The following is a 26295-nucleotide window of genomic DNA, read 5'->3' on the forward strand; positions in this document are numbered from 1 at the left end:
TCCTAAGCCTCTTTAAACTGAGCAACATTTTGATTATTTGCGGCAAGTTCACTAAACAAAAAGGCTTTCACCTGTGGCGTTACCAAATCAGGGTTTTGGTCTACGCGCTTTAAATACGACGCAACCTCCTCAGGTAAAGCGCTATTGTGAGGCAAAGTATCATTCGCTGCTTTTGTGAACTGTTCCAATAACTCTTGTGGATTTTCAAGCTGCAAGCTTTTTAGTTCTTTGTAAGCTGTTTTAACCTTTACTCGAACACTCGGATCCAATTTATTGAGTAGCCACATACGGTCAAGCCAACTTAACGTACAAAGCTTAAGTGCAACCATCTTAATTGGTGAGTGCTTAGCGTGCATTACTAGACTCCTTTTGATTCAACCAATCAGATACTTCTAACAACACAGCTTCACGTTCTTTGCGTGGTAAACGCTGACGGCTAACTAAGGCCAAAGTAAATAAAACGAGCAACACAGGTGCCAACCACCAAGTCCATGTTGGCACTGTTTCAATGAATGCCAGTGAAGGAGTTTTTAATGTTTTTTCTGCTGGCTGTTGTGACTGAAGGTGTTCAGTTGCAGGCGTATTTACCAGCGTTTGTACTTCAGTGTCCATAAACAGAGGCTCAAAATACTCAATCGCAATGCTGTCGCCACGCGATGTATCTAAGCCAACTGCAGAAGTAACAAGGGCTTTTAATTTAGTGATTTGTTGCTCACTCAGCTCTACAACTAACGCGATAGCAATACTTACTCGTTCAACCTCTCCTGCAAGTTGAGTGCTTTGCTGCGTTTTACTGCCTACTGAATACTCTAACTCTTCACTAAACTGCTCTTTTTTATCTTCGCCTGCTCCGTCGACATTAGGAACATCACGACTTGAGGTTTTCTTACGAACAACAACCCCCTCGCCATTAGGGCCAACGAGCACTGATTTTTCAACAGAACTCACTTTTTGTAGATTAAGTTGCACCGTTGCGCTCACAGCATATTGTGAAGGCTCCATGTATAAGCTCAGAAGCTTCTCTACTTTTTTAGTCAACTCTGCTTCTTTTGCACTACTACCTACCAATAGTTCCTGCTCATCACTGGTCCCTGTTGTGCGTGATAACTGTTTGCCACTTTGAGAAAAAACCGTCACCTGTTCTGCTTCTAAGCCTTCTACCGCTGCGGCAACGAGTGATTGTACGCCAGTGATATTTTTGCTTGATATGTCATGGCCTGGCTCTGTAAAAAGGGTAACCGATGCTTTTGCGGGCGTACTGTCTGATGAGAACAACTTTTTATCTGCCATGGTCAAGTGCACGCGAGCGTACTTGATATAAGAAAGTGACGACAACGTGCGCTCTAGCTCGCCTTGCATAGCGCGTTGAAACGTCACCTTTTGCGCATGCTCGGTCATGCCGTAATCTGTTTTGTCGAACAGCTCCAAGCCATGAGAAGAAAAGCTCGCACCACGAGTTTGCTCCAACAGTAACTGGCTTTTACCTAACTGGTCCTGATTCACTAATATTTGCCCATCGGCAGTGTATTTGTAATCGAGGTTATTCTGCTCAAATTTTTCTATTAATGACGCCGACTGCTGCACGTTGTTTAAAGAGATAGGCTGGTAACTCGCTTTTACCACCCATACAACAGCACCCACAGTTAAAACGACAATCGCGAATGTTAATGCAATCAAGGAACGTTTCTGCACCGGCGTTAATGCCGAAAATATATTACCCATTTTTTAACTACTCGCTTAAATCTGCATTTTTGTAATTTCTTGATAAACATCAAGAAGTTTATTTCTAACTTGAACAGCCATGTTAAGCTCCAAACGGGCCTTTTCCATCGCAATCATAATTTCATGAGATGGGATGCTTTCACCCGCGGCTGCTCGCTGCGCCATTTGCTCTGCTTCCACTAAGCTTGCGTTTAATTCACCCACTTGATTCATCACCACATCCATAAAACCGCTCGTTGGTTGCGACTGAGAAACACTCTGCAGATCAGTTGTTTTTAATAGTTCTGCGGCCTCTATTGCTGTAATTTCCATATGTTATTTGCCTATTTCTAATGCTTTTGAACTCATACTCTTATAAGCGTTAAATGCCTTAACATTCGCTTCATATGCACGCGTTGCTGTGTTCAAGTTCAGCATTTCTGTTGCTAAATTAATTTCTGGGGTAAAGACATAGCCCTGATCATTTGCCAAAGCATGTTCAGGCTTGTACATTGCACGCACTTGCGTACTTTGCGTGAGCATTTGCTCAGTTTGCATTTGAACTCTCTGTTCGAAAGATAAACTGGCCACTTCGTTTGAAAGTGATTTAACTTGATAAACACCTTCAGCCGTTGATGAAATTGAATTGGCATTGGCAATGTTTAATGATGCTGCTTGCAACTTCGCGCGCTCAACTGCCATGCCAGACATGCTAATTGCGTAAATATCATGTGCCATTATCGCTTACCTCCTGATACAGCTAGATTCATAAGACCTATTTTTCTATTCAACACTTCTACAAGCTTTTGGTACTGACCTGACGCTTTCATTGACAAAGCAACTTCTTCATCTAACGATGCTTTTTTATCGCTTTGGTGGATGTAGTGACCTTCTACCACATGCCAACTCGAAGATAACTCTGACATCACTTGTTGCTTTTGCGCACTGGACATTCCCTCTAAGCTCTGTAACAAAGAAGCAAAGTCAGCCCGCTGTGAACCTTGGGCAGAAGTACTGTGATTAGCAACATTTTCCAATGACAGTCGTTGTTGTGTTGCCGCCATATTGAGCGATAAACGCAATGCTTCAATTGAGAGTAAATCAGACATTTTTCAATCCTTATTGCACAACAAGTTCAGCATGCAATGCGCCACTTTTTTTGAGCGCTTGCAAAATAGAAATAATGTCTCTTGTTGAGAGCTGAAGCTTTTTCAAAGCACTCACTAGTTCGGCAATATTAGTACCTTCGTTGCTCTGATAGAGTGCTTCTGTTTCTTGCGTTGTATTTAACTTACTCGTTGGCGTTACAACCGTTCTGATCCCATCGTTTGAATCAATAAATACACCATTTGGCTGTGATGAATAAAAATCAGTATCCACGGTTAATTGAATTGCGCCGTGGGAGATCACTACACTGCCAATATGAATATCTGATCCTGACACTAGTGTGCCTGTGCGTTCGTTGATAACCACTTTTGAAGCAACCTCAGGTACAACCCAAGCTTGCTGTATTGCTGCAATAGCAGAGATAACAGAGTCCCCCTCATTTGGCGTCACAACAACTTTACCCGCATGAATGGCTTTAACGTCAAATCCTGTAGATTGTTTTAGTGACTTAACAATACGATCGGCGGTAACAAAATCAGGGTGCTTTAAAATTAAGCTCAAAGAACCGTCTTCTTTAACAAATTGGTTCTTTATTTCTCGCTCTACCGTTCCCCCTTGCGGAATAAAACCAACAGTAGGGTGGTTACGCTGTAATACACTTTGGTTGGCGCTGAATTTAAAGCCTCCAACCGCTAAATTTCCTTGTGCGAGTGCATACACACGATTATCCGCACCTTTAAGAGGCGTCATGTATAAAGTGCCCCCGGTTAAACTTCGTGCATCTCCAATAGAAGAAACATGCACGTCTAACTTATCTCCAGGTTGGGCAAATGCAGGTAAATCTGCAGTGACGATAACCGCCGCCGCGTTTTTACTTTTTATATCGTCGGTTGAAATGATTAAGCCAAAGCTTTCTAAGGTGTTCTTCACTGATTGAAGCGTAGCCAAACTTCTTGACGAATCACCGGAACCTGCAAGGCCCACGACGATGCCATAGCCTACTAAGGCGTTCTCTCGAACTCCATCAATACGCGCAAGATCTTTAATTCTCACGGCACCTTGGGTGCTCGCCTGAGTAGAAAAAGTTATCATCAACGCGCAAATAAACGTACATAGCAAACCAAGTAACTTCATTATTAAAACCCTAACCATGTGAACAGTTGCGATAACACGCCTTCTGACTCTTCTTCTTCGCCAGTGAAATTAATTTTTGCATCCATAATGCGCGACGATAACAGGGTATTGTTAGCCATGATGTCGGTTGCTCTGACACGCCCCGACAGCTCGATGCTTTGTAACTCACCATCAATAGTGATGTTTTGTGTACCGCGAATAACCAAGTTGCCAAACTCATCAATATTGTTAACCACTGCCGTGATCTGCGCCTTGATAAAACCATTCCTGCTCGTTACGGCATCACCACTATATTCTGCACCGAGTCCCATGCTGTATGGCCAACGTCCCTGCGGAGAGCTACCCGATGCGGAAATAGATAGATCATTTGCGTTAGATGATCCTGAGCGGCTTTTTGCTTGTGCATTTTCAAGCACAATGACAGTGACCGTATCGCCAACTGCCATCGCCCTTTTATCTGCGGTTAACGAGCTAAATGTTTGCTCATTAAACAAAGACGTGGCGTGCACGTTAACACTGGAAAGAGCGCATGCAATACAGGCTATTCCTATGAATTTATTGTGAAACAACGACAACTCCTTTTTGTACGATTTTGGCTTTAATTGCCTTGTTACTAGACTCAAGCATGATGTTAATTTCATCCCCCAATTGCCCTTCCCCCAAAGCTTTTGCTTTACCTTTAATAAACAAAGCGCCAGTAGTCATGCTAAAACTTACCTGCTCACCCTGCTCGACCAGAGGTATTGTTTTGGTGTTGTGTTTATCCAATACCTGACCTGGATTTAAGTGCCTTTTGGCAACTAACTGAGCAACATTAAATGGCTGAGTATTTGGCTTTAAATGCTCAACGCTAAGCCACTGCCAGTTGATATCTGACGTCAGTATCTCATCACCCTTTGAATGAGCTTTGGCAAGTACCGGCATTTTTTGTTGCAACGCGAGTTTCATAATCACCGTAAACTCTTCATCTGTATCAGAAACAAACGTCACTCGGCTTTTACTAAACAAAGTGCCAATGCTTAGCGTCTTTACCGATAACGAATTCACTTGTCGTGTCCTGCATAAGTTTTGAGTATCATCATCAAAACTTGCCGACAAAACGCGTTGAAAACCTTCATCTAACACGCTATTCAAAGCATCAACGGCAGCCTGCTCTAACTTAATTGCTGGTGTGTGCCAACAACGCTTTAGATAGACTTGGTTTAACCCCGTTACATGCCAACTCTGATCCAGCTTTAACTGATTTTTTATCTCAGTATTGATGTCTTTTTTGAATAACCAGTTCGCGTTACTTGGCCAACTTAGCGCCAGTGATTTCACTTGCTCTACACTCTGGCGGTTAGCACCAGATACTTTTGCAATATCTGCCACAGTCACCGGACCTTGACCAAGATATTCGGCTTGATTTATCTCTATCGTTAAATCATCAGCCACACTCGATGCCAGCACGTTGAATGTACCTAAAAAGCAAAAAGCAAAACAAGTAAACGGTTTCACAAACTTAGCGCCTTAAGTTATTAATCGTTTCAAGTACTTGGTCGGATACTTGAATGATACGAGCATTCAACTGATAACCACGTTGTGCTAGCATCAAGTTGACCATTTCTTCATTCATTGACACGTTGGAAAGTTCAGTAAAGCCCTGTACTATTTGGCCTAAGCCACTTTCCCCAGGTTTGCCAAAAGCTGGCTGACCTGCTTGTTCAGTCGCTTGATAAAGATTGTTTCCAATGCGATTCAAACCTTGCGGATTACTAAAGTTCACAAGCTCTAGTTGGCCAATCTCCACGAGCTGAGAAGCGCTATCAACACGTACTAAAACAGAACCACTTGAGGTAAATGTAACGCTTGTCACATCAGGAGGAAGTTGAATATTGGCACTAAGACGCTGACCTTGTGTCGATACCAAATAACCACTGTCATCAACACGCAAACGGCCCGCTCTTGTATAAGCCAGTTCGCCATTTTGCGTTTCAACCACCAAAAAGCCATTACCATTGATGGCTATATCAAACGGGTTACCCGTTTGTTTTAAATCGCCACGTTCAAAATTCACAACTTGCTGCGACGTTGAAACGCCAATTCCTTGAGCCGAAGTATGCGCTGGTAACTCAAAACCTTGCGCTCCCGCATTGGTCTGATAAACCAAGTCAACGAAGTTCACGTCGGCACTTTTAAAACCGGGCGTTGACACATTCGCGATGTTATTTGAAATAACTTCGATTAACTCTTGCTGAGAATTCATCCCTGTCTCGGCAATATATAAAGCTTCTATCATGTTACTTTCTTCCTAATTCATTAATGCCAGCATTCATCATTTGGTCATATGCCGATGCTGCTTTTTGTAAACTTTGAACATGTCTATTCAAATTGATCATGTTGGTCATCTGTTCACCCGAATCGACATTTGAGGTATTGATTGCGTTCTTACGAACTTGAATATCTATCACATCGCTCACTCGTCCTGTGAACGAATAAAGTCCGCCCGATACACCTTTTGCAATTTGAGCGACATCCACAACTTTGATTTGTTCTGACTCTTTACCATTGAGTAAAACTGTGCCATTCGGTGAGACCGATACGGTAGCATTGCTGACATTTATCGGCCCAGATTCACCTATTAACTTGCCACCAGAGACATGAGTCAGCCAACCGTCTTTCGAGACGTGAAAACGTCCATAACGCGTAACAAAAAGCTGCTGGTCTTTCTCAATGACAAAGTACCCCGTTGAAGTGATCGCCCAATCTAGGTTTCGATCGCTATCTTTTACTGCGCCAAACTTTTTAGACACCAACTGCTGAGTGACCACTTGGTCTGCATTAAGTACCGTATCGAATGATTGAACAGCTTGGTATCCAGGAGTATTCACATTGGCAACGTTTTCGCTCACCGCCTTTAGGTGCTGAAGGTCTCGCTCGATCCCAAGTGCGATTGCATCAATTACTGACATTTATGCAGCCTCCACACTTTTACTGTTTTTAACTACGCCAAGATTAGAAACGGACACTGACGATGGGATTTCGGAAATAGCTATCACGTGTAATTGCGGGATCACACGCTCTAATAAGCGACGAGTTGCTAATCGGATTGGCGAGTGACAAACAAGCACAGGTGACAAGCGCTTTGATATCGCCAACTCTGTATAACCGGCTAGCTGTTTAATGATGGCTTCAGTCAATGATGGATCTATTGCCAGCGAACTTTGTCCATGCTCAGTTTGTACGCCAGAAATGAGTTGCTGTTCTACCAGTGGCTCAAATGTGATCACGTGGAGCATATCGTCGTTATCTAGCAAGCTCTGTACAATCTGTGCCTTAAGCTTTTCACGCACCTGCTCACACAAGAAGAATGCCTCTTTAGATACTTTTCCTTTATCAACCAAGCATTCGAGGATCATCTCTAAATTTCTGATAGACACCTTTTCTTTCAGGAGCTGTTGTAAGACATTCTGTATTTCTGAATAACTCAGAATATTAGGAACGAGCTCATTGAGCAGGCTCGCATGTGACGCCTCCAAACGATTAATTAACTTTTCAGTTTCTGAGCGAGTAAGTAACTCCCATGCGTGAGACTTTATCATTTCCGTCAAATGGGTAAGCAACGTTGTTTCTGGATCAACCACCGTGTAACCTGCTTGGCGTGCTATTTGGGTCTGCGATTCATCAATCCAGCAAGCAGGTAAGCCATAAGTAGGTTCTTTCGCTTTAATACCTTCAACAGCATTGAGTTTACCTTTGGGATCAATTGCCAAATGCTTATCAAAGAACAAAGTGCCTCGACCAACGCGAGATCCCAAAATTCGTAACTCGTAACCACCCTCTTTCAAACTTGGATCATCAAGCAAAAATAGTTTTGGGGCTATCACACCAAGATCTCGTGTTAATTGCTTTCTAAAGGTATCAAAACGGTCGAACAACACATCGCCTTGTTCGTGAATCGCATTAGCAATTTCAGAGGAAACCCCAAGCTCCAAAGGGCGTATCGTCAGCATAGATTCAATACTGTCAGCTGCTTTTTCAGTAGCCTCATCTTTACTCTTAGTGTCGTCACTTTCTTCCTCATTCACTTGTTTTGAACGTCTAAAAGCGACAAAGCCTAAAGCAAAGAAAATAATTGCAATTGATAGTAGCGGCACAACTGGCAGCCCAGGCAACATGGTCGCTGCAGATAAAGAGAATGCAACAATGAAAAGCGTTTTTGGCGATGAAGTGATCTGCCTGCCTAACTCATCACTTAAGTGCGCATCAGTAGCAGCCCGAGTGATAATAATACCCGTTGCAGTAGCAATAATCAGCGATGGGATCTGCGTTACGATTCCATCACCAACGGTCAGCAAAGTGTAAGTCTGCAACGCTTCTTCCCAACTCAAACCTCGCTGGGCGACACCGATTGTAAGGCCACCTATAATATCAATCAGAATAATAATGATACCTGCAATGGCATCACCTTTTACAAACTTACTGGCTCCATCCATTGCACCATAAAAGTTGGCTTCTTTTTCTATGTTCTCACGACGACGTTTAGCGGCATGCTCGTCAATTAATCCCATATTGAGATCCGCATCAATACTCATCTGCTTACCTGGCATTGAGTCGAGTGTGAATCGCGCCGCTACCTCCGCAACACGCTGCGCACCGTTGGTGACCACCACATACTGCACCACGATGAGAATAAAAAACACAACCAGACCGATGATATAGTTGCCACCAACCACAAATCCGCCAATTGCAGAAATGACCTCACCGGCATCCCCCTCGTTCAAAATTAACCGAGTAGCAGAAATATTTAGCCCCAGACGAAATAAAGTCGCGATAAGTAGTAATGATGGAAAGGTGGAAAAGCTCAAAGGCTTATCCGTATAAAATGTCAACATTAGAATCAGCAGCGCCAAACTAAAATTGGTGATCAGTAAAATATCGAGCAATAACGGAGGCACAGGCAAAAACAGCATCATCAATATGACGACGACTGCAATGACCAGTAATAAATCCTTATTGGCAGCTAATATCGATGCAATTTTCTTCATTATTTAATCCCTAATAACCATCGAAAGATTGGCGCTAAATCGTCAAAGCAATGAGCGGGTACAGGTTTGTTGATCCGCGTTTCTTTGTATAACTTTCTTGCGAGTGGTTTGTTTTGAATCATCGGCACTGAATATTTGCGAGCCTGTGATCGTATCTTCATGGCAAGCTCACCTTTGCCACTTGCCATAACAACAGGTGCAATCATGGTATGTTTGTCATATTTCAAGGCAATCGCAATGTGTGTTGGGTTCACAATGACAATGTCCGAATCTTTTACTTGGCTAAGTGCTGCGCTTTTTTGGAGCAACTCTTTTTGGATCTGCTTTTGCTTTTGTTTAACTTCTGGGTCACCTTCTCGCTTTTTATGATCGTCTTTCACTTCTTTGCGACTCATCATCATGTTTTTCATGAAATCCCAACGGGTGAAAAGAATATCGAGCAACACAAAGGGCACTGATAACACAATGAAATAGATGCCAATTTTTATAAACATGGCTTGCCACAGTGACGGTACCACATTAATTGGAGCAAGCATGAGTTCATGGGCTTTTTCTATCATTGACTCGGATACATAATAAATTACAGCCGAGAACGCAATCAGCTTCAGAACACTTTTAAACAACTCAAACAACGTTTTTTTGGAGAATATTTTTTTGAGTCCAGACGCTGGATTAATCTTTTTAAAATCAGGTTTTATAGGAAACGCACTGAGTACAAATCCTGTTTGAAATACATTTGATGCCACGCCAAACAACATCACAAAACCCAGTAAAGGGGAAAAAATGTACATCATTTCAATACCTATATACTGAAATAGCGTAACCAACGATGTCGAGGTAAATGAAAAATCTGACGAGATAATAAAAATACGCTTAAGAAGCTGAATAAACTGCTCACCAATACTGTTGAAAAGCACACTAAATACCGATAAAAAGACAATACCGGTCACCACCAAATTGAGCTCTTGGCTTTTGCTTACTTGCCCTTTTCCCTTGGCTTCTTTTAATTTTTGCGGGGTAGGCTTTTCTGACTTGTCTTGATCTTGTGACATGTTAAGAAAGCATCCCATTCCAAAATATGAAAACCTGCTCAAACAAACGTTCAAACACAAACTTGCTGTGTGTACTGAATATGCTAAGCAAGAATATGCCTGCAAATATTTTCAGCGGCAGCATGACAAAATAAATGTTCATCTGCGGCATGGTTCTTGATAACAAACCAATAAAGACATCCAAACACCACATCAAAATAATAATTGGTGCGAACATGAATAACCCTACACTGAAAACCATAGTGATCATGGACGCAAAGTTAGGCAGCTTCAGCTCAAGTACACTGGAGCCAATAGGCAATACTTCAAAACTAAAAACCAAACCTCTCACTAACTCATAGTGCATGCCCGACACGTAAAACAGGCATATTGCGGCAATGGCAAAGATGCTCCCAAGTAAAGGATCTTGATTTTTATTAGTGGGGTCAATGACACCTGCTGCACCAAAACCAATTTGCATGTCGAGCACTCGCCCCCAAAATGTAATCGCTACAAACGCAAGCTGTAAGGCAAAAAACATCGCTAAACCAATGAAAAACTCACTAAGTATTGCAAATACCCATTGGCTACCGGTCACACTACTTTGTTGCTCAAGCAAAAAGCTGCAGGAAATTGAGAATACGCACAACAATATGACTCTGATAAACCCTGGAAGTCTTTGTAATGGACCAAAGCCACTTGAAACGAAAAAAGGTAATAACCTTGCCATTACAAGTGAAAACTCTGTAGCGATTGACGTTAGTTGCATCTATTTCATTAACCCAAAATCGTCCAATTAAAAGTTCTTGATTGACGATATCGTTTGGATCGTAAATTCAACCAAGACATTGAGCATCCATGGGCCCGCTAATGCCAAAACCGCAACTGAAACAATAATTTTGGGCACGAAAGTCAAAGTCATTTCTTGTATTTGCGTGACCACCTGAAACACACTAATCAACAAACCCACCGCCAATGTGGCAAGCAGTAATGGCATCGCTATTTGTAACGCAATTTGAAACATACCGCCCAAATAGCCAATTACAAGATCAGTGCTCATTGTTGCCTTCCGCGCGTGCATTGATGTCTTTAACTGCTTTTTCAATCAACTGACTATACGTCTTTGCGTTCACTGAACTCTCAGAGTTAATAATTTGCTCAATTTGCGCCTTCGCTTGTTCTTCATTTCCTTGCTGAGCTGTCAGTAAAGATTGGGCATATCGGGCAGTAAAACTATTAGGATCGAGTCGTAGAGATTTCTTAACCAACTTTTGCGCTTCATCAATCTGCTGCTTGTTTACCGCTACAATAGCTAGACCCGCATGAGAATCTGCAAAGTTAGGATTTAAATCAAGTGCTTGAGAAAACTGTGTTTGCGCTTTATCAATATCGCCAAGGATTAGGCTAACCCACGCTGACAGGTGGAATGTACCTATGTGATCAGGCATAAGTTCAATGGCTTTATCAAACGCTTGTGCGGCACTTTGATAATGAGCATTATATAAATCGATTTGACCGACAAGCGACCAAACTCGACCAATCATTGAATTGGCTTCAAGCGCCATCTCAACGTACTTAGTCGCTGATTGCATATCTAGTTTGGCCACATCGCAGGAAGCTTTAGCAATTAAAGCATCCAGTTGATTTGCTTGTAGTTCTAGCGCTTGTAAGGCCAGTTTTTCTGACTCGCTGTGTTGTTCAAGATCGAGTAAGCACATTGCATACAAACCAAGTACTTCTGGAGACGGATATAGTGGTAAATACTTTGCGAGTACACTTTGTGCAGCATTGACATCACCGTTAAGATAATTCGCTCTCGCTAACAAGGTTATACTCGAAGCGGGTAACTCATTGTTCTCGTCTAGCACAGACAGTATTTGTATACAGTCCTCAAAATGAGCATTCATTAGCGACATAAGCGCTTTAAAATGGAAGTACCACTCTCCCAAAGGTGCTTTATAGTCGAGCAAGTGTTGCTGTGCTGTTGCTTGTTCGCCAGCCCGGATCAACAACTCAACCGACTGCGCATGAACCTGTTCTGAGTGAATGTGTGCAAACGACACTTGTGAATAAAGATCGCGAAATATTTCAAAATTATTGCACTGAGAAATATTTAGCAATAAGTCCGCCAAAAGCGCTTCGTTTTGCTTATCGCTATGCCAATATGCAACTAATTTATCCAACTTTTCGTTATTCATACTTTATTCCTTGCAACTCGCATTTTCGAGTGCGAAATTTAACAAAACTAAATGTCAATGCAACCGTAACAAAGGTTGCATCATGTTAATTTGGTAAACAATTGTAAATTCAGACCCAATCCACACTAAAACTGTGTACATTGTCGAATAAAAGAAAATTTATTTTTTTCTTTTAATAGGTTGCCTACTCCCGTGTAAAAGCTGGCATAGCTCTCACAAAAATCTTCCTGCGCATTTTTCATTGCGTATTCAGAAACAAAATGGTTACTTTTTGGATGAATCTCATTTACCCACCTTGCACGCAATTCACTGGGCAATATACGATTAAAAACATGGTGCCCAACTTCATGATATAAAACATGATAAAACTCTTCGCAGGTATTAATTTTATAAATAGCTATGAAGTGTTTTGGCAACTGATTATACTGACCTATAGCGTTATAATTAACGGGCTTAGGGTCGGCATAGCTGCGTTGAAAAAACCTAAGAGGGTCGTAAACAATATATTCTAGCCCAGCTAAATGCTTAGTTGGAATACGCTTAACCGCTGCAACAATTTGTTCATCACTCACAACTTGCTGCTTGTTAAAATCCTTTATGTACAACACTTCCGATACTCACTTTTAATAACTCATCAATAGCGATAGAGTCCGTGCAAACACCTTAGATAACAGATATACTGTTAAATGATAAACAGATTAGGTACATAGCATGCTCCCACCGATTAATAAATCGAAATCTCAAATAGGTAGAATTACCCGTACCTCAAAAACCCCAAAAAATACAATAAAGAAACAAGTAGCATCTGCATCTGTTTCCAATATCGAGAGCAAACCTTTAAAAGGGCAAATAAGACAACTTGTTTTCACCACACTTAAACGCAAATTTGGTGAAAAGGCAGCGTCAGAACCAGATTTTATAAAGATGGTCGACTCTATTTGTGCACGCTTAGAACCAAGTATTCATAACTCACACTCTCTGCAAGAGCAGCTCAAAGAGTTACTAAAATAAAAACACAACTCATTTAACGCTCAAAATCTGACTTAGCTCTACCAACCCTTGCTTTTTCAACTGACTTACTCGCCCTAAGGATAATTCAAGTATCTTAGAAATTTCGGTCAAGCTTTTTTCGCATCCATAGTGTAGTGACAATATGGTACCTTTAGGCTCTCCAAGCTGCGCGAGCGCCGCAACACTATTTTTTTTCAACAAGGCCATTTCATGCGATGAATAGTAATACCCGCCCACCGCATCTTCATTACAATCAGAGGGGACAAGTTCATTTTCAAGCAAATACTCTATTGCAAGCTCTTCTATTGCTCCAACAAGCCCACTACTATCAATTAATTCATCAATCTCGGCCAAATCATGCGCATTGTGAGTAGAATACAATGTACTCTTGTGTGCACAGTCATCTGAAAACTTAAAAATATTATTAAGTATTGCGCCTTTTATTCTGTATTGTGCGTAGCTTTTAAATAGCACACCTTTTGCGACATCAAAGTTTGAAATTGCCTCCAAAAGGCCTACCATGGCATATTGAAAAAAGTCGTTCTTGTCGGCATTCACCCTACATAACTTGTTGTGCCAAGACACCGCTTCCAAGCTCGCCCAATGTTGATATTTCTCATATAAAAAGTGTTTGGCATTTTCACACCCACTCACTTTCCATTGAGACCACATTGTCACTTCTTGTTCGTCCATTTATCTAAAGCACAACCCTGAAGATCAAAAAAACTGTTAATTCGACTGACGTACGTTTACATTTTTGCCGAAACTATGTTTTTCAATACAAAAATTTTCACACGAACCTCATTAAGTCTCCAAAAATAACACAACCGTACATTTATGGAAACAAACAATTCGAATTAACGCAACGTTAAAAAAACAACACTTTGATTTAAATAGAAAATAAATTTTTTTGTTTTGTTAGAGTTTTAAACCTAACTCTTTTGAGCTAGCTCCTTGAAGAACAACTCTAAACAGTGGGTTTTATTCCACTTATAAATTTTTGTTTAACACACAACACATGTGTATAGACTCACTTGAACACTCAGAAAAGGGCTCTACGAACATGAAATAAAGGAAAGAGTAACAAATTTGTGCAGTGACATAGAAGGCGTCATAACTATGTAAAGGAAGGGTGTACAAACTTTATTCATCAACTCGTTCAAATGACATAACGCGTTTCTAAGGTGCCAAGTGCTGAATCTGGGGAATAATTATCACTAAACACACGTGCACCGCTTGCAATCATGCGCTGATGGATATAACCAAGGAAACCCAATGACTTTAATAGATTTTCAGGTCTGAGAATGATGGACTCATATGTAATACAGATCTAATGTGAAACTCCAATTGTGTAGCAAGCGCTCAGAGCTAATTTAATCCGTTACGCTTAAATACTCCCATCCAATCAATTGACTGGAATGCACTTATCTCTTGTTCAGTAAGCACCTGTGATAACCGAGCCATCTTTTGAACATTGAGCGCTTCAACTTTTTTCGCAAATAACTCATAACTGGGATATGCATCAATATCAGAAATTGCATAGGCAAATTCAACAAAGTGCCCACTCATTATTGTCTTTACTTGGAGCAGCTTTTGATCTTCAACGCCATACTTGTTTTTCAAAACGTCCGCTATAAGTTGAGCCTTTCTATCTGAGTCGTCAAACATACTATTTGCATACTTTTCCTGCCATTGGAGCCGCCCTTTTTGGAAATCACTCTCTGGTATTTTTCCCTGTTCCTCATTTTGTAATGCAGAATCTTTTTGAATAGCCTTATTGTGAGTAACTGGCTTAGACAATTTGGATAATACAGCTGGTTTTGCTATATAGCTTTCAATATATTCTAGCCGTTCAACTAAATCATCCCATTCGTAATCGTGACTATATTGTTGCCTCTCGCCACCAATATATGATAATTCTTTAAGTTCTCCCTCTAACTTATTAACTTGGTCGGACAAAGCATCCACCCTATCTAGCAAGAAAATACAGAAAAACAAAAGAACCATAATAAAAAATGAGAAAATATAGTTATTTTTAAACATAAAACTCCCTAAATGGATGACAATAACTTATGTGAAATTGCCACCCAAGTTAAATATTACTTGCTTTACTTGCTGAAACCTTCAACCTTTTGATAAACAAAATTAGTGTTAGCTGTTAAGTTTAGCATTTCGGTAACATCAGTAGAGTAGTAATATTTATCACTGACTGGAGAATATGCTCGATAAATTTTCTTTGCTTGCGATTTTGTTGTGTAGCCTTCGGTTCTTTGATACACATAGCCAAGCGATTTGCTATTTAAGGCCTCATTAAGATCTGCAGTATAAAAATGTGTGCCTGCTTTGCCTGAATCTTTATTATACATACGATAAAATGCTTTATCTGCGTCACTATCATCACTACTTACAAGTGTGAATGCGACACCTTTATATTCGTAACCAGCAGATTTTGCATTAAGCATTTCAGTTACATCGGTAGTGTAGAAATGATTACCATAGCTATACGCTTTATACAAAGGCAAGTCAGATGCTACGCTATTAAAAGATAAAACGCTTAGCGCTAAAGCAGTTGTAAAGCATGTTTTTTTACAAAAAAACCTCATTTTATTTCCTTTTTTAAATTTCAGTTTAAATCCAAATAAAATTTAACACAAAAACCAAATTAAAAAAACAAATCACACCATTATAAAATCACAATAATTAATGTTTAAATGACTTCGTTCTAAACCACTTGGTGATCACATATTTCATTCCTTTAATAACAGGTTTGGCATGATGAAGAGTCGCTTCATTACCAAAGCCTGCAACATTAAGGTTATTCCAAACAACTGCACAGCCTTGTTTAGGCTTAAATTCAACTCCAAGTTCTTTAAATAGCGTTTCACCACCTTGTTCCGTCGTGTTTAAGTAAACCATAAAGCTCCATGTTCTTTGCCCTAAAGGGATAGTAAACTTGCCATAGTCCGCTTCACCCACTTGAAAAAAATCGGTGTGGGCTTTAAATTCTTGCCCTACTTCATATTTCTGGCCTTGAATTTGCTCGGAGTTAAAACTTGGGATCCCAATAGTTTGGGCAATACGTGTATCTAATACACTTACAAATGGATGAGCCTGCTCACTTAAATAACATGTTGAACTGGTCCTAAATTTTTCATCTCCATTAGACGTAGTAACTTGAGATGGAGTTAAAGCCGTGTCCATAATTGACATGATCAAATCGCACTCAGCTTCGTCCATAAAGTTTTCTAGCCAATAAACTTGTGCCTTATCCGTTTCAATTTTTCGTGCATGTGGACTAGTTGTAATGGAGGGCGATGAAATTTCGCTAAAATCGAGATAAGCTGGGTAATCATCTCCCATAATTTCTTTCACGGTTTTAATTGATAGCCCCCCCTGACACATTAGCTGAACCATTTCTTCGCTACAGCATCCGCGCTCACGGTTCGTATTAAACCATGCTACCCATTCATCATAATTTGTTGTACCGCTCATTACAGTCCTTAATCTAGCTTTGGAGGTGTATAGTCTTTTGGCTTAAAGTGGCAAAAAATATTTGCATAAGCTCTGCCCCGTAATGGTTCAATCCGGCTATGATCTAATCGCGCGCTTTCATATAAGACAGCTTCACCGGGCTCAAATGTAATCGCGTGACTTCTGTAATAATTATCATCTATCTGCAGTGGCCATGGCATATCAACATCTTGATAAACATTAATAATACAACTAATTATGTGTGTGGCGATACGGTCTCGATGAGGCATTAAGGTAGCACCATCATGATATGTTCTGATACCGTATACATATGTAGGGTCCAACTCCACACCGGCCCATTGTTCAAGTATCGGTTTCATTTGTTGGTGAATATATTCGCACATATCATCTGGCAAATTAATTAAACTACTGGGCGTTTTGGTGGTATCTTCACTCTTAATAAAATCATCTTCACCATCAAACTCCGCAAGCTCCATTACCCGGTTTGCATGATAAAAATCACTTAGCGTTTCAAAAAATGATTCATTTAACCTGACTTTTTCTATCCCAACTTGAGTATAGTTTTGCACCATCTCATTAAGTGTTTTTCGGTATACCAGTGCCGTTTGGTCAAGCTCAAAACGTTTAACCAGCATGCGCTGTGTTTGACCTGCGCTCGGTGTATATAAATAACACATTTGCTCATCAGCCTGACCATTCGGTTGCTTATTTTGCCAAAAAACCAAATCGCCTTGTTTAAAAAGAAACTTGCTAGACAGGCGTGGAAAGTCCATATAACCATCGGTTAAAAAAATGGCAACTGAAAACACACTCATATCAAGGTAAGCATCTGTCGCAATGTCATCATATACATGCTCCAGAGATTGCAAAAGCAGTTCGCTGCCACAGACAGGGTCTAAACCGATATAACTGCAGATACGAGCATCAATATCATCAATTAGGTGGGAGTCAAGTTTACTAAATTCGTAATTAAACTGATGAGTCGAGTCACGCTGCTCACTGAGCAAATGTTTGTGTATAGCATCACCTGAGGCAAACTGAGATAGACGTGCAATTTCGTCACGATTTAAAAATCCGTCAACACACAATACTCGACTTTCACCATCAATACATTCACGCGCATTTGGCAAAAAAAGCGTGCCCTGAGGTATATCGGCGTAGTCTGGGTAACTAACTTCTGACAATGGGTTTTCAATGTCTTCGAGTGGTATTGAAGGTGTGTATTTCATGTACTGAGCTATATCGTTATAGTCCACACCATCATCAAATAGCACCTTAAAAATTGTATTTTTATCGGCCCCCTGCTCTATATTTTCATCAACCCATTTACATAATTCGGATGTTAAACGCGACATCAATTACCAACTACTTACTACTTATCATATATACCCTTATCCAGAATTTTTTGAAAATCTTTAATAATTATCGAAAATTTTCTTAAATTCACGCAAATATGGCAGCAGATTTGGTACACAAGGTCATTTTAGTAACAACGACTCGCTGCTATGGCAACATGATTTAGCGCAGATTCACCAATCTACTTTGATTACCTCTCTAGCTGTTGATCTGATCCAATATTTTTGGTTACTAAAAAACTGATCAATCACTTAAAGTCATGTCCGAAAGCTGGGGCCAGCTCTCCGGTTATTCTGCGCGTAAAATTAACTTTTATCTTGTTTTTATTTAAGGTAAGTTCACCATATTCGAACATTAAATTCTAAAGTGAGTTACAACCTTGTCTTTTTCAACAAACGGCCTTAAGCCAGAACTAGAACATCTCATCGGCAGCTTTCAAACAATTATCGACAACAACGACTTTGCAGCCATTGAGACTCTTCTAGTAGACGATCCAAATTCTAGTGAATTGCACTTTTTAGCAGCCTCCTACCATGCAGAAAAAAGTGATTATTTGGCAGCAATAGCGGCTTTCAGCCTCTGTATTGAGCTAAATGCAGAATTTAACATCGCTCGCTTTCAACTATGCTTTTTGGCAATCATCAACAACGATTTAGAAACGTTTAACCACTATGTCGGCCCATTAATTGAGTTACCAAGCCACACCTATTTGCATATATTTACTAAAGCACTCATTTGTATACTTAACGACCAAACAGCTGACGCGATTGAATATTTGCAAGAAGGGATCACATTAAATACCGAAAACTTAGCATTAAATGAAAATATGAAAAATGTCATCGCACTGTTATCCGAGCCAAAAGAAACCAATGGTGAAGTAAGTACTCAAGAAGACGACGACTTTACAAATGAAACAAACTCGGTGCTTTTAGACATCTATAAGAATAAGTTTAATTGATGTCCAAAAATGCATTAAAAGTCACCTAAGCACTAGCCTAGGTGATTTTCAACTGCATTCGAGTTCCCAAACTTCACTACACAAAAATGCACGGCAAATACAGCGTGAAATACAGTGATAATAGGCGTATCCGACAACATCACCACACAAAAATGCGCGGCGAACACACCGTGAAATACAGTGATAGTATTTAGTATTAACCAAACTGACCTGCCTTTTACGTGCCGTTGCCATGACGATTGCCTACCTTTTAACCAGATAGATAAAAGGCAGGCAATGATTGAAAAACAAGCAAATAAAAATGGGTGTCTTGTTTATTTTTGTTTATTTTTGTTTATTTTTGTTTATTTTTGTTTATTTTTGTTTATTTTTGTTTATTTTTGTTTATTTTTGTTTATTTTATTGTTCTATAGTGAACTTGATGACAAGGCTGATCACTTATAACATCCTTAAAAACAAATAAATCACGTTTAAAGATAACCAACCATATGTAAATAAAATAGGAACAAATTGTTTGCCTTTGAGAAAAGATATGTTAGATTTGTTTAGCTCTTGATTTAAAGGGCTTTAATTATAAAAAAGTGTATAAGGAAAATATGCAATGAATACATTAAATAAAATTTTAGGCGTTACGGTTTTAGCTCTAGGTGTGTCAGCGAGCGTGGCATCCGCAGCTGAAGTAACGATCACTGAAGTCGATTATGGCAATGGCAAAGTTCTCCAAACAGCTGACGTTATTTTGAACTATAGCCAAGCAGGTACTTTCTCTTTGGACGTAAGCGAAAACCATTTAACTGTAAACGCTGAAGACTCAAATGGGACTAGATTTAGTTGTACAATGAATGGTGTGTGGACAAAGCAGTTAGAAAAGCTAGATAAACTAACAGACATGGCCGCAACTATTCAAGCAGGCGAAAGAGTACAATTTATGAAGGTGAAAAACGTGCCGCTGGTAGATCAAGTCTGCCACATAAAAAAAGTTTTAAGGTTCTAAGCTAGTATACTTAAGCACCTTTATTAAATGGAAAGTACTCTACACTTTCCATTTTTTGCAAATTCAGGTCCGATAACACGCCAAATTCTGTAAGTCGGCTCAAATAGAGTCATATTCTGGGCCTCAGCGTGCAAAAAACAACGCCTACTCTCTATATTCTTAGGATGTAATAAAAAAATATAAAAAAATATTGAGACCAAAAAAATATTGAGACAGCCATTGTTAAATTATCAAAAAACGAACAAATTGAACCGCTCCTTTGATATTTCTACATCAAAAGCACCTCTTCGCATTACTTTTTGCTTTTATCCGACATAATTGGTCATAAATACAAAGTACTAGATACAACTCTACCTACTTTGTCAGCATGATTGTGGTTACGTATTTTGGGTTGTCGCGTGGTTTAACCGAATAGCTTTTCGCAATGACTGATGCCAGTTCGCCGTTTTACTTCTAAATGTGTGTAATAGCCATCCAGTGTATTGGGCCTGCCTACTGCACCTTTGAACACTTTGCTAAATTGGGTGGTGAGCTTTAGCCAGTTTTCAGGGGCGATGTTTAATCGTTCTAAGATAGGCTGTGTGTGCTGCTCAATGTGCCCGCACTTATCTTCTCGCATGCAACGCCCAGTGAGTTCAACTAACTCTAAGTACGACTTTAATTCAAACGGGAGCCCTTTGGGCATGTGTTTTCTTGGGCTGCCTGCAAAGCGGGCGAGTTGTTTAGGTTGTTTTGCATCTTTTGCGGATTTGATTCGCTTTTGAACGCTGGTGTGGTCAGAGTCTTCTGGTGTTTTTGCCATCTTCGCTCTAAAAAAATATTGAGACAGCCATTGTTAAATTATCAAAAAACGAACAAATTGAACCGCTCCTTTGATATTTCTACATCAAAAGCACCTCTTCGCATTACTTTTTGCTTTTATCCGACATAATTGGTCATAAATACAAAGTACTAGATACAACTCTACCTACTTTGTCAGCATGATTGTGGTTACGTATTTTGGGTTGTCGCGTGGTTTAACCGAATAGCTTTTCGCAATGACTGATGCCAGTTCGCCGTTTTACTTCTAAATGTGTGTAATAGCCATCCAGTGTATTGGGCCTGCCTACTGCACCTTTGAACACTTTGCTAAATTGGGTGGTGAGCTTTAGCCAGTTTTCAGGGGCGATGTTTAATCGCTCTAAGATAGGCTGTGTGTGCTGCTCAATGTGCCCGCACTTATCTTCTCGCATGCAACGCCCAGTGAGTTCAACTAACTCTAAGTACGACTTTAATTCAAACGGGAGCCCTTTGGGCATGTGTTTTCTTGGGCTGCCTGCAAAGCGGGCGAGTTGTTTAGGTTGTTTTGCATCTTTTGCGGATTTGATTCGCTTTTGAACGCTGGTGTGGTCAGAGTCTTCTGGTGTTTTTGCCATCTTCGCTCTAATGGGGTTTAAGTCAACATACGCCATGCATGCTGCCAAGGCTGCCTCATCTAAAAGCGCTTGGGATTTAAAACGCCCTTCCCAAAAACGACCTGTGCAGTTGTCTTCTTTATTCGCTTTTCTGGCTATATCTTCATTGAGCACGCGCATAAACCAGCTAATATCCGCCAGTCGTTCACGATAATCTGCAATGATACGATTTAAAAAGAATTGTTGAGCCTTATCTAGCTTGTCGCCTTGTAAATATTTATGTGTCAGCACTGTGCCTTTGAATAGTTTGTGCCAACGAATAAGTATGGCTTTATCGCTCAACCGCTTCGCTTTTTTATCATCTACAAACAACACAACATGCGTGTGATTACTCATCACAGCAAAAGCACATACATCAATGCAAAAGACTTTAGCAAGTGCTAGCAGTTTGTCTTCTACCCATTGCCTGCGGTGTTCATAGCTTTTACCTGTTATCGTGTCATCACCACACAAAAATGCGCGGCGAACACACCGTGAAATACAGTGATAATATTTAGTATCAACAAGACTGACCTGCTTTTTACGTGCCGTTGCCATCAAAGCTGCCTACCTTTTAACCAGATAGATAAAAGGTAGGCAATGATTGAAAAACAAGCAAATAAAAATGGGTGTCTTGTTTATTTGCACTTGTGCGTCAGCCAAGGTCTGATTCAGGTTTTTAGCCGCTTGCTGGTCCACTTTGGCTTGTGCATTGGCACTAAGCTTTTGGCCTGTTTCACTGATATATTTCTGGCGTGCTGCTGATTCAACATGATGGGCAACAATCCCATTCCCCAACGCATTGCCAAAGGCATCGGCTAGCTTTAACTGCTAGCCGATACTTCCTCACCTAATAAAACAAAACACCACTCAATACAAACATCGCCATACTTAATATTGGCAACAAAATCATCTTCCACACTGAGCGCTTCGCTAACCATTTAGTTTTAGCTAATCTGGGTTCTATTTCATCAAACCTAATCCCGAAACAACATACCAAGTATGTAAGCAGAACAGCAAATACAATCGCCAGAATCATTATGAGATTTACACTTCCTCTAAACGTAAACAAATGTTCAGTGAATACCCCCTCAATAAATCGAACACCCACCGCGTTAAACGTATACAAAATAGTTCCAGTATGAAACACCATTACTAATAGTGTCATACCCAGAAACCCCCTTGGTGGGAATACTCTATTTGTATCTGGTTGCAATGCACCATGGAAATATACATACAGATAGAAGTTACGAATACAACTTAAAATACCCACTTAAAATCCTCCCGGTCCACGAACTTTAAAATTAGGGTTAATTCTTTGATTGGCTTCAATCACGTCACCAAATTGATACATTAGACCTGTCCAACTCTTCTTCTCAACGCCCATTTCTGTTGGGTGGAATTTAGGGGTATAGCTATAGCCTGATGCTTGTAAAGCAAAATCCGTAACACCATAAATAGCTGCTGGAATTGTGCCTACACCAGTTAATGATGCTAACGCAAAGGTGCTGTCCACACCGAATTTCCCCCAATTGCTAGCGATATCAGCTTGATTAGCTGGGTTGCTCCAATTATGATTTTCTTGATTAAACTGATAGTCATAAGCTTGATAACCTGAAACAGCCGGGCCTAAAAAGTCTAAGGTATTTCCACCCAGCTTCATCCAATCATTGTCCATCAATCCAGAGATATTCCCAGTCAAGCTCTTAATCTCGTCCACTGGGCCAAAGCCAAAACTGTAATTGCTTACGCCATTAAGCGGTATTGAAGCACCGCGACCAAAACTTCCATCAAAAATAGTTGAGAGTGGCGCTTTGTCTGCTAGCGCCCAACCTGTAGTTTGCACTAAGCCAAAGCCATAACTGCCGCGTTTTGTCGCAGCAATTCCACTCAATGAGGTATGAGCAGAACCTAATCCACCCACAGTTAACGATGCATAGCCAAGGTTACGCGTTAAATCTGATTGCGTGTTTGAAGACCCAAACACATACCCATCACGCCAAGGCCCCGAAGTTAAAGGCTGACTCATATCCTGCCAATCAATAGAACCTATCAACGAGCTTTCAAGGTCAAAACCTTGTGGCACCCTACCCATTGTCGTGGTATTTCTATCGACCCACGCTTGATTATTAGCAATGAATGATTGAGTACGTTGAACACTCAGTGTCTTGTCATGCAATTGCTTGGTATATGACGCATTCAACCCATTAGCCCTATCAACAACCCCTTGCTGCCTCGACGCTCTTCTCGCCTCGTCTGCCGCAAACTGTGCATCTGCATTGGCTCGTTGAGAGGCTTGCAATATACCCAGCGTACTTTGCGTTGCTGCATTCACACTCGTTTGTGCGTCAGCCAAGGTTTGATTTAGGTTTTTAGCCGCTTGCTGGTCCACTTTGGCTTGTGTATTGGCACTAAGCTTTTGGCCTGTCTCATTGATGTATTTCTGGCGAGCTGCTGATTCAACATGATGGCTTACAATACTATTCCCCAATGCATTGCCAAACACATCAACCGCCACATCACGGTTATTCCAACTAGCTTCCCCCCCAAAGGCTTTATTAGTCGCATAACTGGCCCCTTGACGCAGCACACCATACCCGAGTTCTCTTCCAAAGTCGAACTCAGATACCGCCTCTCCTGGTAAGCGACTTCCCAGGCTTGTACTTACCGCGCTGGCTGCTACATTCGCCCAGCTAAAATTCGAGTGCCCTGTAAAAATCTTGCTTGCCGCTGAGCCTGCTATGGCTGATGTTGCTCCAAGCAGCGCTCGACCTCCTGCGTTCAAAGCAACTTGTCCATTACTTACACTAGTCAATACACTGTTTGTAGTGGTGACACCTTGTTCTACCGCGGTACCAACTTCTAATGCGCCATTTAACATTTCTGACGCACCGGTGGTCACCCCAGCCGTCACCGCCGACACGGCCACTTGCCCCCAGCTAAACTTATCTTGCACGCCCAGTGCCGTACCCACAACTTGGCTTGCTATACTACCTACCGTTCCTGCTATTGCTCCCGCTGCAAAGGCGTTCATCGTCCCTGTTAATGCCATCCCTACACCACCACTAGCCGCAACTGCCACCGCAATTACAATGAGCGTTGCAACCGCATTACACCCTGCCTGCGGCGGTGGTGGCACATACGGCATAGCTGGCGTGGTATCACCAACCACTTCACCCAAGTTCATGGGCTTAAAGCTGTCGTGGCTGTTGAAGAGGTTGGCGCGCGCTGGAATATCCAACGTGCTGCCTTCTAGCAATTCAGAGCCCAAACCTAAACCATTAGCATCGGCGATGACATACCATAGGTCTTCACTACCATAGTACTGCGTTGCAATCGCTTTAAGTGTATCGCCACTATGCACTTGGTGGCGGGTCATTATGCTGGCTTCATTGCCTTTAGGCGTACTAAAGTGCTGCTGCTTTATGGTGTTAATACCTGACTTGTTAATTTCTCCTAAATAGTTGCTACCACTGTATAGGTAGTAACTACCCGCCAGACGTCCATTACCTATTTGGTCTTCAGTGAAGTCGACGTTTTTTGTCACTGTGGTTGGAAAATCAACCACTTCACCGTCATTGCCAACCACCTCTTTTTTATTGGTTAAATCGTAGCTAGTCAGTACATGGTCTTGTTTTCCCGTCACCTTAGAGAGTAATTTACCTTCGGTGTCGTAACGCATATAACGGGCATGGACTGTCTTTTTATTTTCATCATCTGATTTATAACGGTCGTCCGTTATGCTCTCTTCCACTCGGGTTAGGTTGCCGTTCACATCGTAGCTAGATGTGGTTGTAGCCGACAATAAATGTTTACTGGCTTCATGGCCCTCTTTAGGTGCACCATTTGACGTGTGCTCTAGGTATTGCTCTCTTTGTTCATATGTTTTACTAAATTCATGAATAAGCGGTTTAGTGGCCCCCGCTGGTAGGTCACTTTTTTGCTCATATGAATAGCGGTCTAATCGCCCAGCTAATTTGTATTCATAACCATAAGTTACCGAGCGCGTTGTGAGCGCTGATTCTGTCCAAGGGGCGCTCAAAGATATTGACCCAAAAATATTGGTGATGCCTCCAGCCTCCTTCACCGCTGCAGCTCTAAGTGTTTGCTCCAAATTTATGTCTAACCTTCTTTCCTGCGTATGTATCACTTCACCTGCTGCATTATGCTTCGTCGATGTATGATTTATGATGGCTCCTCCGTAGTAAACAGCAGCCTTGTATACATCATCTTTTTGCTGGTTGCTTCCCTGTTTACTGAATATTATCGACTCGAACATATTCGCTGAAGAATAGGTGTATTTATCCGTCATTTGCCCTATATCATCGTACAAAAACTTGCTTTCATTACGCCAATTGTTGTGGTTTGGCGAGTTGCTCAGTGTTGCTCTGATACCATACAAGTCGGTCTTATCATTTATATTTTGATAACCCTGTACGTGCGACACCAAACCATAACTGTTGTATAAGAATTGCTGTGCTCGTTTACCTTGACGGTTAATAATGAGCTTTTGCTGGCCCGCCGCATTGTAGTCAATATATTGCCCTTTTTCTGCAATACCAATTGTGCCACTGTCTAAGCTACCACCGTCAATCACCACACGATTGTTGTTATCGTAGGTAAACCAGTAGGTTTCTTTATGTGGCTCGTCTTTTTTAACGGCTGGCGTTGCCGTAGGCTGAACGCTGGCCGCTGCCATTGGCGCACTTTGCGCTTTAAGCATAATAGCGCGAGGTAATCTACAAAATATTCAGACAGCCACTGTTAAATTATCAAAAAACGAACAAATTGAACCGCTCCTTTGATATTTCTACATCAAAAGCACCTCTTCGCATTACTTTTTGCTTTTATCC

27 protein-coding genes and 2 pseudogenes are annotated in these 26295 nt (G+C 41.0%); 3 read left to right on the forward strand and 26 right to left on the reverse strand.

The features are described from left to right. Nucleotides 1-2: 2 nt before the first annotated feature. From AC5FX4_RS18690 to AC5FX4_RS18765, 16 genes are all read right to left on the reverse strand, one after another. Nucleotides 3-356 carry a hypothetical protein gene (locus AC5FX4_RS18690; RefSeq protein ID WP_493607930.1) on the reverse strand — a complete coding sequence of 118 codons (354 nt, stop codon included), beginning with the start codon at nt 354-356 and terminating at the stop codon, nt 3-5. Further along, nucleotides 346-1722: a flagellar basal-body MS-ring/collar protein FliF gene (gene fliF, locus AC5FX4_RS18695; protein WP_493607931.1), complete on the reverse strand. Its 1377-nt coding sequence runs from the start codon at nt 1720-1722 to the stop codon at nt 346-348. Before fliF ends, AC5FX4_RS18690 begins: the two co-directional genes overlap by 11 nt. A 15-nt stretch (nt 1723-1737) precedes the next feature. Further along, nucleotides 1738-2034: a flagellar hook-basal body complex protein FliE gene (fliE, locus tag AC5FX4_RS18700; RefSeq protein ID WP_493607932.1), complete on the reverse strand. Its 297-nt coding sequence runs from the start codon at nt 2032-2034 to the stop codon at nt 1738-1740. Between the two features lie 3 nt (nt 2035-2037). Beyond that, a complete protein-coding gene (locus AC5FX4_RS18705) occupies nt 2038-2439 on the reverse strand; it encodes a flagellar basal body rod protein FlgC (RefSeq protein WP_493607933.1) in 402 nt (133 codons plus the stop codon). Continuing rightward, nucleotides 2439-2810, reverse strand: a complete 372-nt coding sequence (locus AC5FX4_RS18710) for a hypothetical protein (protein WP_493607934.1) — start codon at nt 2808-2810, stop codon at nt 2439-2441. Before AC5FX4_RS18710 ends, AC5FX4_RS18705 begins: the two co-directional genes overlap by 1 nt. Before the next feature lie 10 nt (nt 2811-2820). After that, nucleotides 2821-3942, reverse strand: coding sequence for a flagellar basal body P-ring protein FlgI (locus AC5FX4_RS18715; protein ID WP_493607935.1), 1122 nt, complete (start codon nt 3940-3942; stop codon nt 2821-2823). A gap of 2 nt (nt 3943-3944) precedes the next feature. Then, nucleotides 3945-4511 carry a flagellar basal body L-ring protein FlgH gene (locus tag AC5FX4_RS18720; RefSeq protein WP_493607936.1) on the reverse strand — a complete coding sequence of 189 codons (567 nt, stop codon included), beginning with the start codon at nt 4509-4511 and terminating at the stop codon, nt 3945-3947. After that, nucleotides 4498-5439 (reverse strand): flagellar basal body P-ring formation chaperone FlgA, encoded by a 942-nt coding sequence (gene flgA / locus AC5FX4_RS18725; protein WP_493607937.1) that lies wholly within the window; start codon nt 5437-5439, stop codon nt 4498-4500. Before flgA ends, AC5FX4_RS18720 begins: the two co-directional genes overlap by 14 nt. A gap of 4 nt (nt 5440-5443) precedes the next feature. After that, complete coding sequence (gene flgG, locus AC5FX4_RS18730; RefSeq protein WP_493607938.1) at nt 5444-6220, reverse strand: flagellar basal-body rod protein FlgG; 777 nt, start codon at nt 6218-6220, stop codon at nt 5444-5446. A gap of 1 nt (nt 6221) precedes the next feature. After that, entirely contained in the window at nt 6222-6893 is a 672-nt protein-coding gene (locus tag AC5FX4_RS18735; protein ID WP_493607939.1) for a flagellar basal body rod C-terminal domain-containing protein, read from the reverse strand. Continuing rightward, complete coding sequence (gene flhA, locus AC5FX4_RS18740) at nt 6894-8969, reverse strand: flagellar biosynthesis protein FlhA (protein WP_493607940.1); 2076 nt, start codon at nt 8967-8969, stop codon at nt 6894-6896. Then, nucleotides 8969-10021: an EscU/YscU/HrcU family type III secretion system export apparatus switch protein gene (locus AC5FX4_RS18745; RefSeq protein ID WP_493607941.1), complete on the reverse strand. Its 1053-nt coding sequence runs from the start codon at nt 10019-10021 to the stop codon at nt 8969-8971. The genes flhA and AC5FX4_RS18745 overlap by 1 nt, the downstream gene beginning before the upstream one ends. A gap of 1 nt (nt 10022) precedes the next feature. Next, entirely contained in the window at nt 10023-10769 is a 747-nt protein-coding gene (locus AC5FX4_RS18750) for a flagellar biosynthetic protein FliR (protein ID WP_493607942.1), read from the reverse strand. Between the two features lie 27 nt (nt 10770-10796). Next, nucleotides 10797-11060 carry a flagellar biosynthetic protein FliQ gene (locus AC5FX4_RS18755; RefSeq protein WP_493607943.1) on the reverse strand — a complete coding sequence of 88 codons (264 nt, stop codon included), beginning with the start codon at nt 11058-11060 and terminating at the stop codon, nt 10797-10799. Next, nucleotides 11050-12198 carry a tetratricopeptide repeat protein gene (locus AC5FX4_RS18760; protein ID WP_493607944.1) on the reverse strand — a complete coding sequence of 383 codons (1149 nt, stop codon included), beginning with the start codon at nt 12196-12198 and terminating at the stop codon, nt 11050-11052. Before AC5FX4_RS18760 ends, AC5FX4_RS18755 begins: the two co-directional genes overlap by 11 nt. Nucleotides 12199-12323: 125 nt before the next feature. Further along, a complete protein-coding gene (locus tag AC5FX4_RS18765; protein WP_493607945.1) occupies nt 12324-12770 on the reverse strand; it encodes a hypothetical protein in 447 nt (148 codons plus the stop codon). A gap of 139 nt (nt 12771-12909) precedes the next feature. Between AC5FX4_RS18765 and AC5FX4_RS18770 the strand changes: the two genes are divergently transcribed. After that, complete coding sequence (locus AC5FX4_RS18770) at nt 12910-13209, forward strand: hypothetical protein (protein WP_493607946.1); 300 nt, start codon at nt 12910-12912, stop codon at nt 13207-13209. Between the two features lie 9 nt (nt 13210-13218). Here AC5FX4_RS18770 and AC5FX4_RS18775 read toward each other — a convergent pair whose 3' ends face one another. The 5 genes from AC5FX4_RS18775 to AC5FX4_RS18795 form a co-directional block, all read right to left on the reverse strand. Next, nucleotides 13219-13902 (reverse strand): sigma-70 family RNA polymerase sigma factor, encoded by a 684-nt coding sequence (locus AC5FX4_RS18775; protein WP_493607947.1) that lies wholly within the window; start codon nt 13900-13902, stop codon nt 13219-13221. Between the two features lie 675 nt (nt 13903-14577). Further along, nucleotides 14578-15252, reverse strand: coding sequence for a hypothetical protein (locus AC5FX4_RS18780; RefSeq protein ID WP_493607948.1), 675 nt, complete (start codon nt 15250-15252; stop codon nt 14578-14580). 65 nt (nt 15253-15317) lie between these two features. Further along, nucleotides 15318-15812: a hypothetical protein gene (locus AC5FX4_RS18785; protein WP_493607949.1), complete on the reverse strand. Its 495-nt coding sequence runs from the start codon at nt 15810-15812 to the stop codon at nt 15318-15320. A gap of 97 nt (nt 15813-15909) precedes the next feature. Further along, complete coding sequence (locus AC5FX4_RS18790; protein ID WP_493607950.1) at nt 15910-16701, reverse strand: 2OG-Fe(II) oxygenase; 792 nt, start codon at nt 16699-16701, stop codon at nt 15910-15912. Between the two features lie 8 nt (nt 16702-16709). Beyond that, nucleotides 16710-18056 (reverse strand): hypothetical protein, encoded by a 1347-nt coding sequence (locus AC5FX4_RS18795; RefSeq protein WP_493607951.1) that lies wholly within the window; start codon nt 18054-18056, stop codon nt 16710-16712. 380 nt (nt 18057-18436) lie between these two features. Between AC5FX4_RS18795 and AC5FX4_RS18800 the strand changes: the two genes are divergently transcribed. Then, nucleotides 18437-19015: a hypothetical protein gene (locus AC5FX4_RS18800; protein WP_493607952.1), complete on the forward strand. Its 579-nt coding sequence runs from the start codon at nt 18437-18439 to the stop codon at nt 19013-19015. 114 nt (nt 19016-19129) lie between these two features. Here AC5FX4_RS18800 and AC5FX4_RS18805 read toward each other — a convergent pair. Next, nucleotides 19130-19249 (reverse strand): annotated as a pseudogene (locus tag AC5FX4_RS18805) (transposase); the annotation flags it as partial. A gap of 367 nt (nt 19250-19616) precedes the next feature. Between AC5FX4_RS18805 and AC5FX4_RS18810 the strand changes: the two are divergent. Beyond that, nucleotides 19617-20009 (forward strand): hypothetical protein, encoded by a 393-nt coding sequence (locus tag AC5FX4_RS18810; protein ID WP_493607953.1) that lies wholly within the window; start codon nt 19617-19619, stop codon nt 20007-20009. A gap of 403 nt (nt 20010-20412) precedes the next feature. On the opposite strand, the pseudogene AC5FX4_RS18815 reads toward AC5FX4_RS18810, so the two are convergent. The 4 genes and pseudogenes from AC5FX4_RS18815 to AC5FX4_RS18830 all read right to left on the reverse strand — a co-directional run. Continuing rightward, nucleotides 20413-20820, reverse strand: a pseudogene (locus tag AC5FX4_RS18815) (transposase); the annotation flags it as partial. A 205-nt stretch (nt 20821-21025) separates the two neighbouring features. Continuing rightward, nucleotides 21026-22000: a transposase gene (locus tag AC5FX4_RS18820; RefSeq protein WP_493607954.1), complete on the reverse strand. Its 975-nt coding sequence runs from the start codon at nt 21998-22000 to the stop codon at nt 21026-21028. Between the two features lie 9 nt (nt 22001-22009). After that, a complete protein-coding gene (locus AC5FX4_RS18825) occupies nt 22010-22240 on the reverse strand; it encodes a hypothetical protein (RefSeq protein ID WP_493607955.1) in 231 nt (76 codons plus the stop codon). A gap of 475 nt (nt 22241-22715) precedes the next feature. Further along, complete coding sequence (locus AC5FX4_RS18830; RefSeq protein ID WP_493607956.1) at nt 22716-26165, reverse strand: LysM peptidoglycan-binding domain-containing protein; 3450 nt, start codon at nt 26163-26165, stop codon at nt 22716-22718. Between the last annotated feature and the right edge of the window lie 130 nt (nt 26166-26295).

The sequence above is a fragment of the Pseudoalteromonas sp. ATL1 genome, assembly GCF_058933015.1.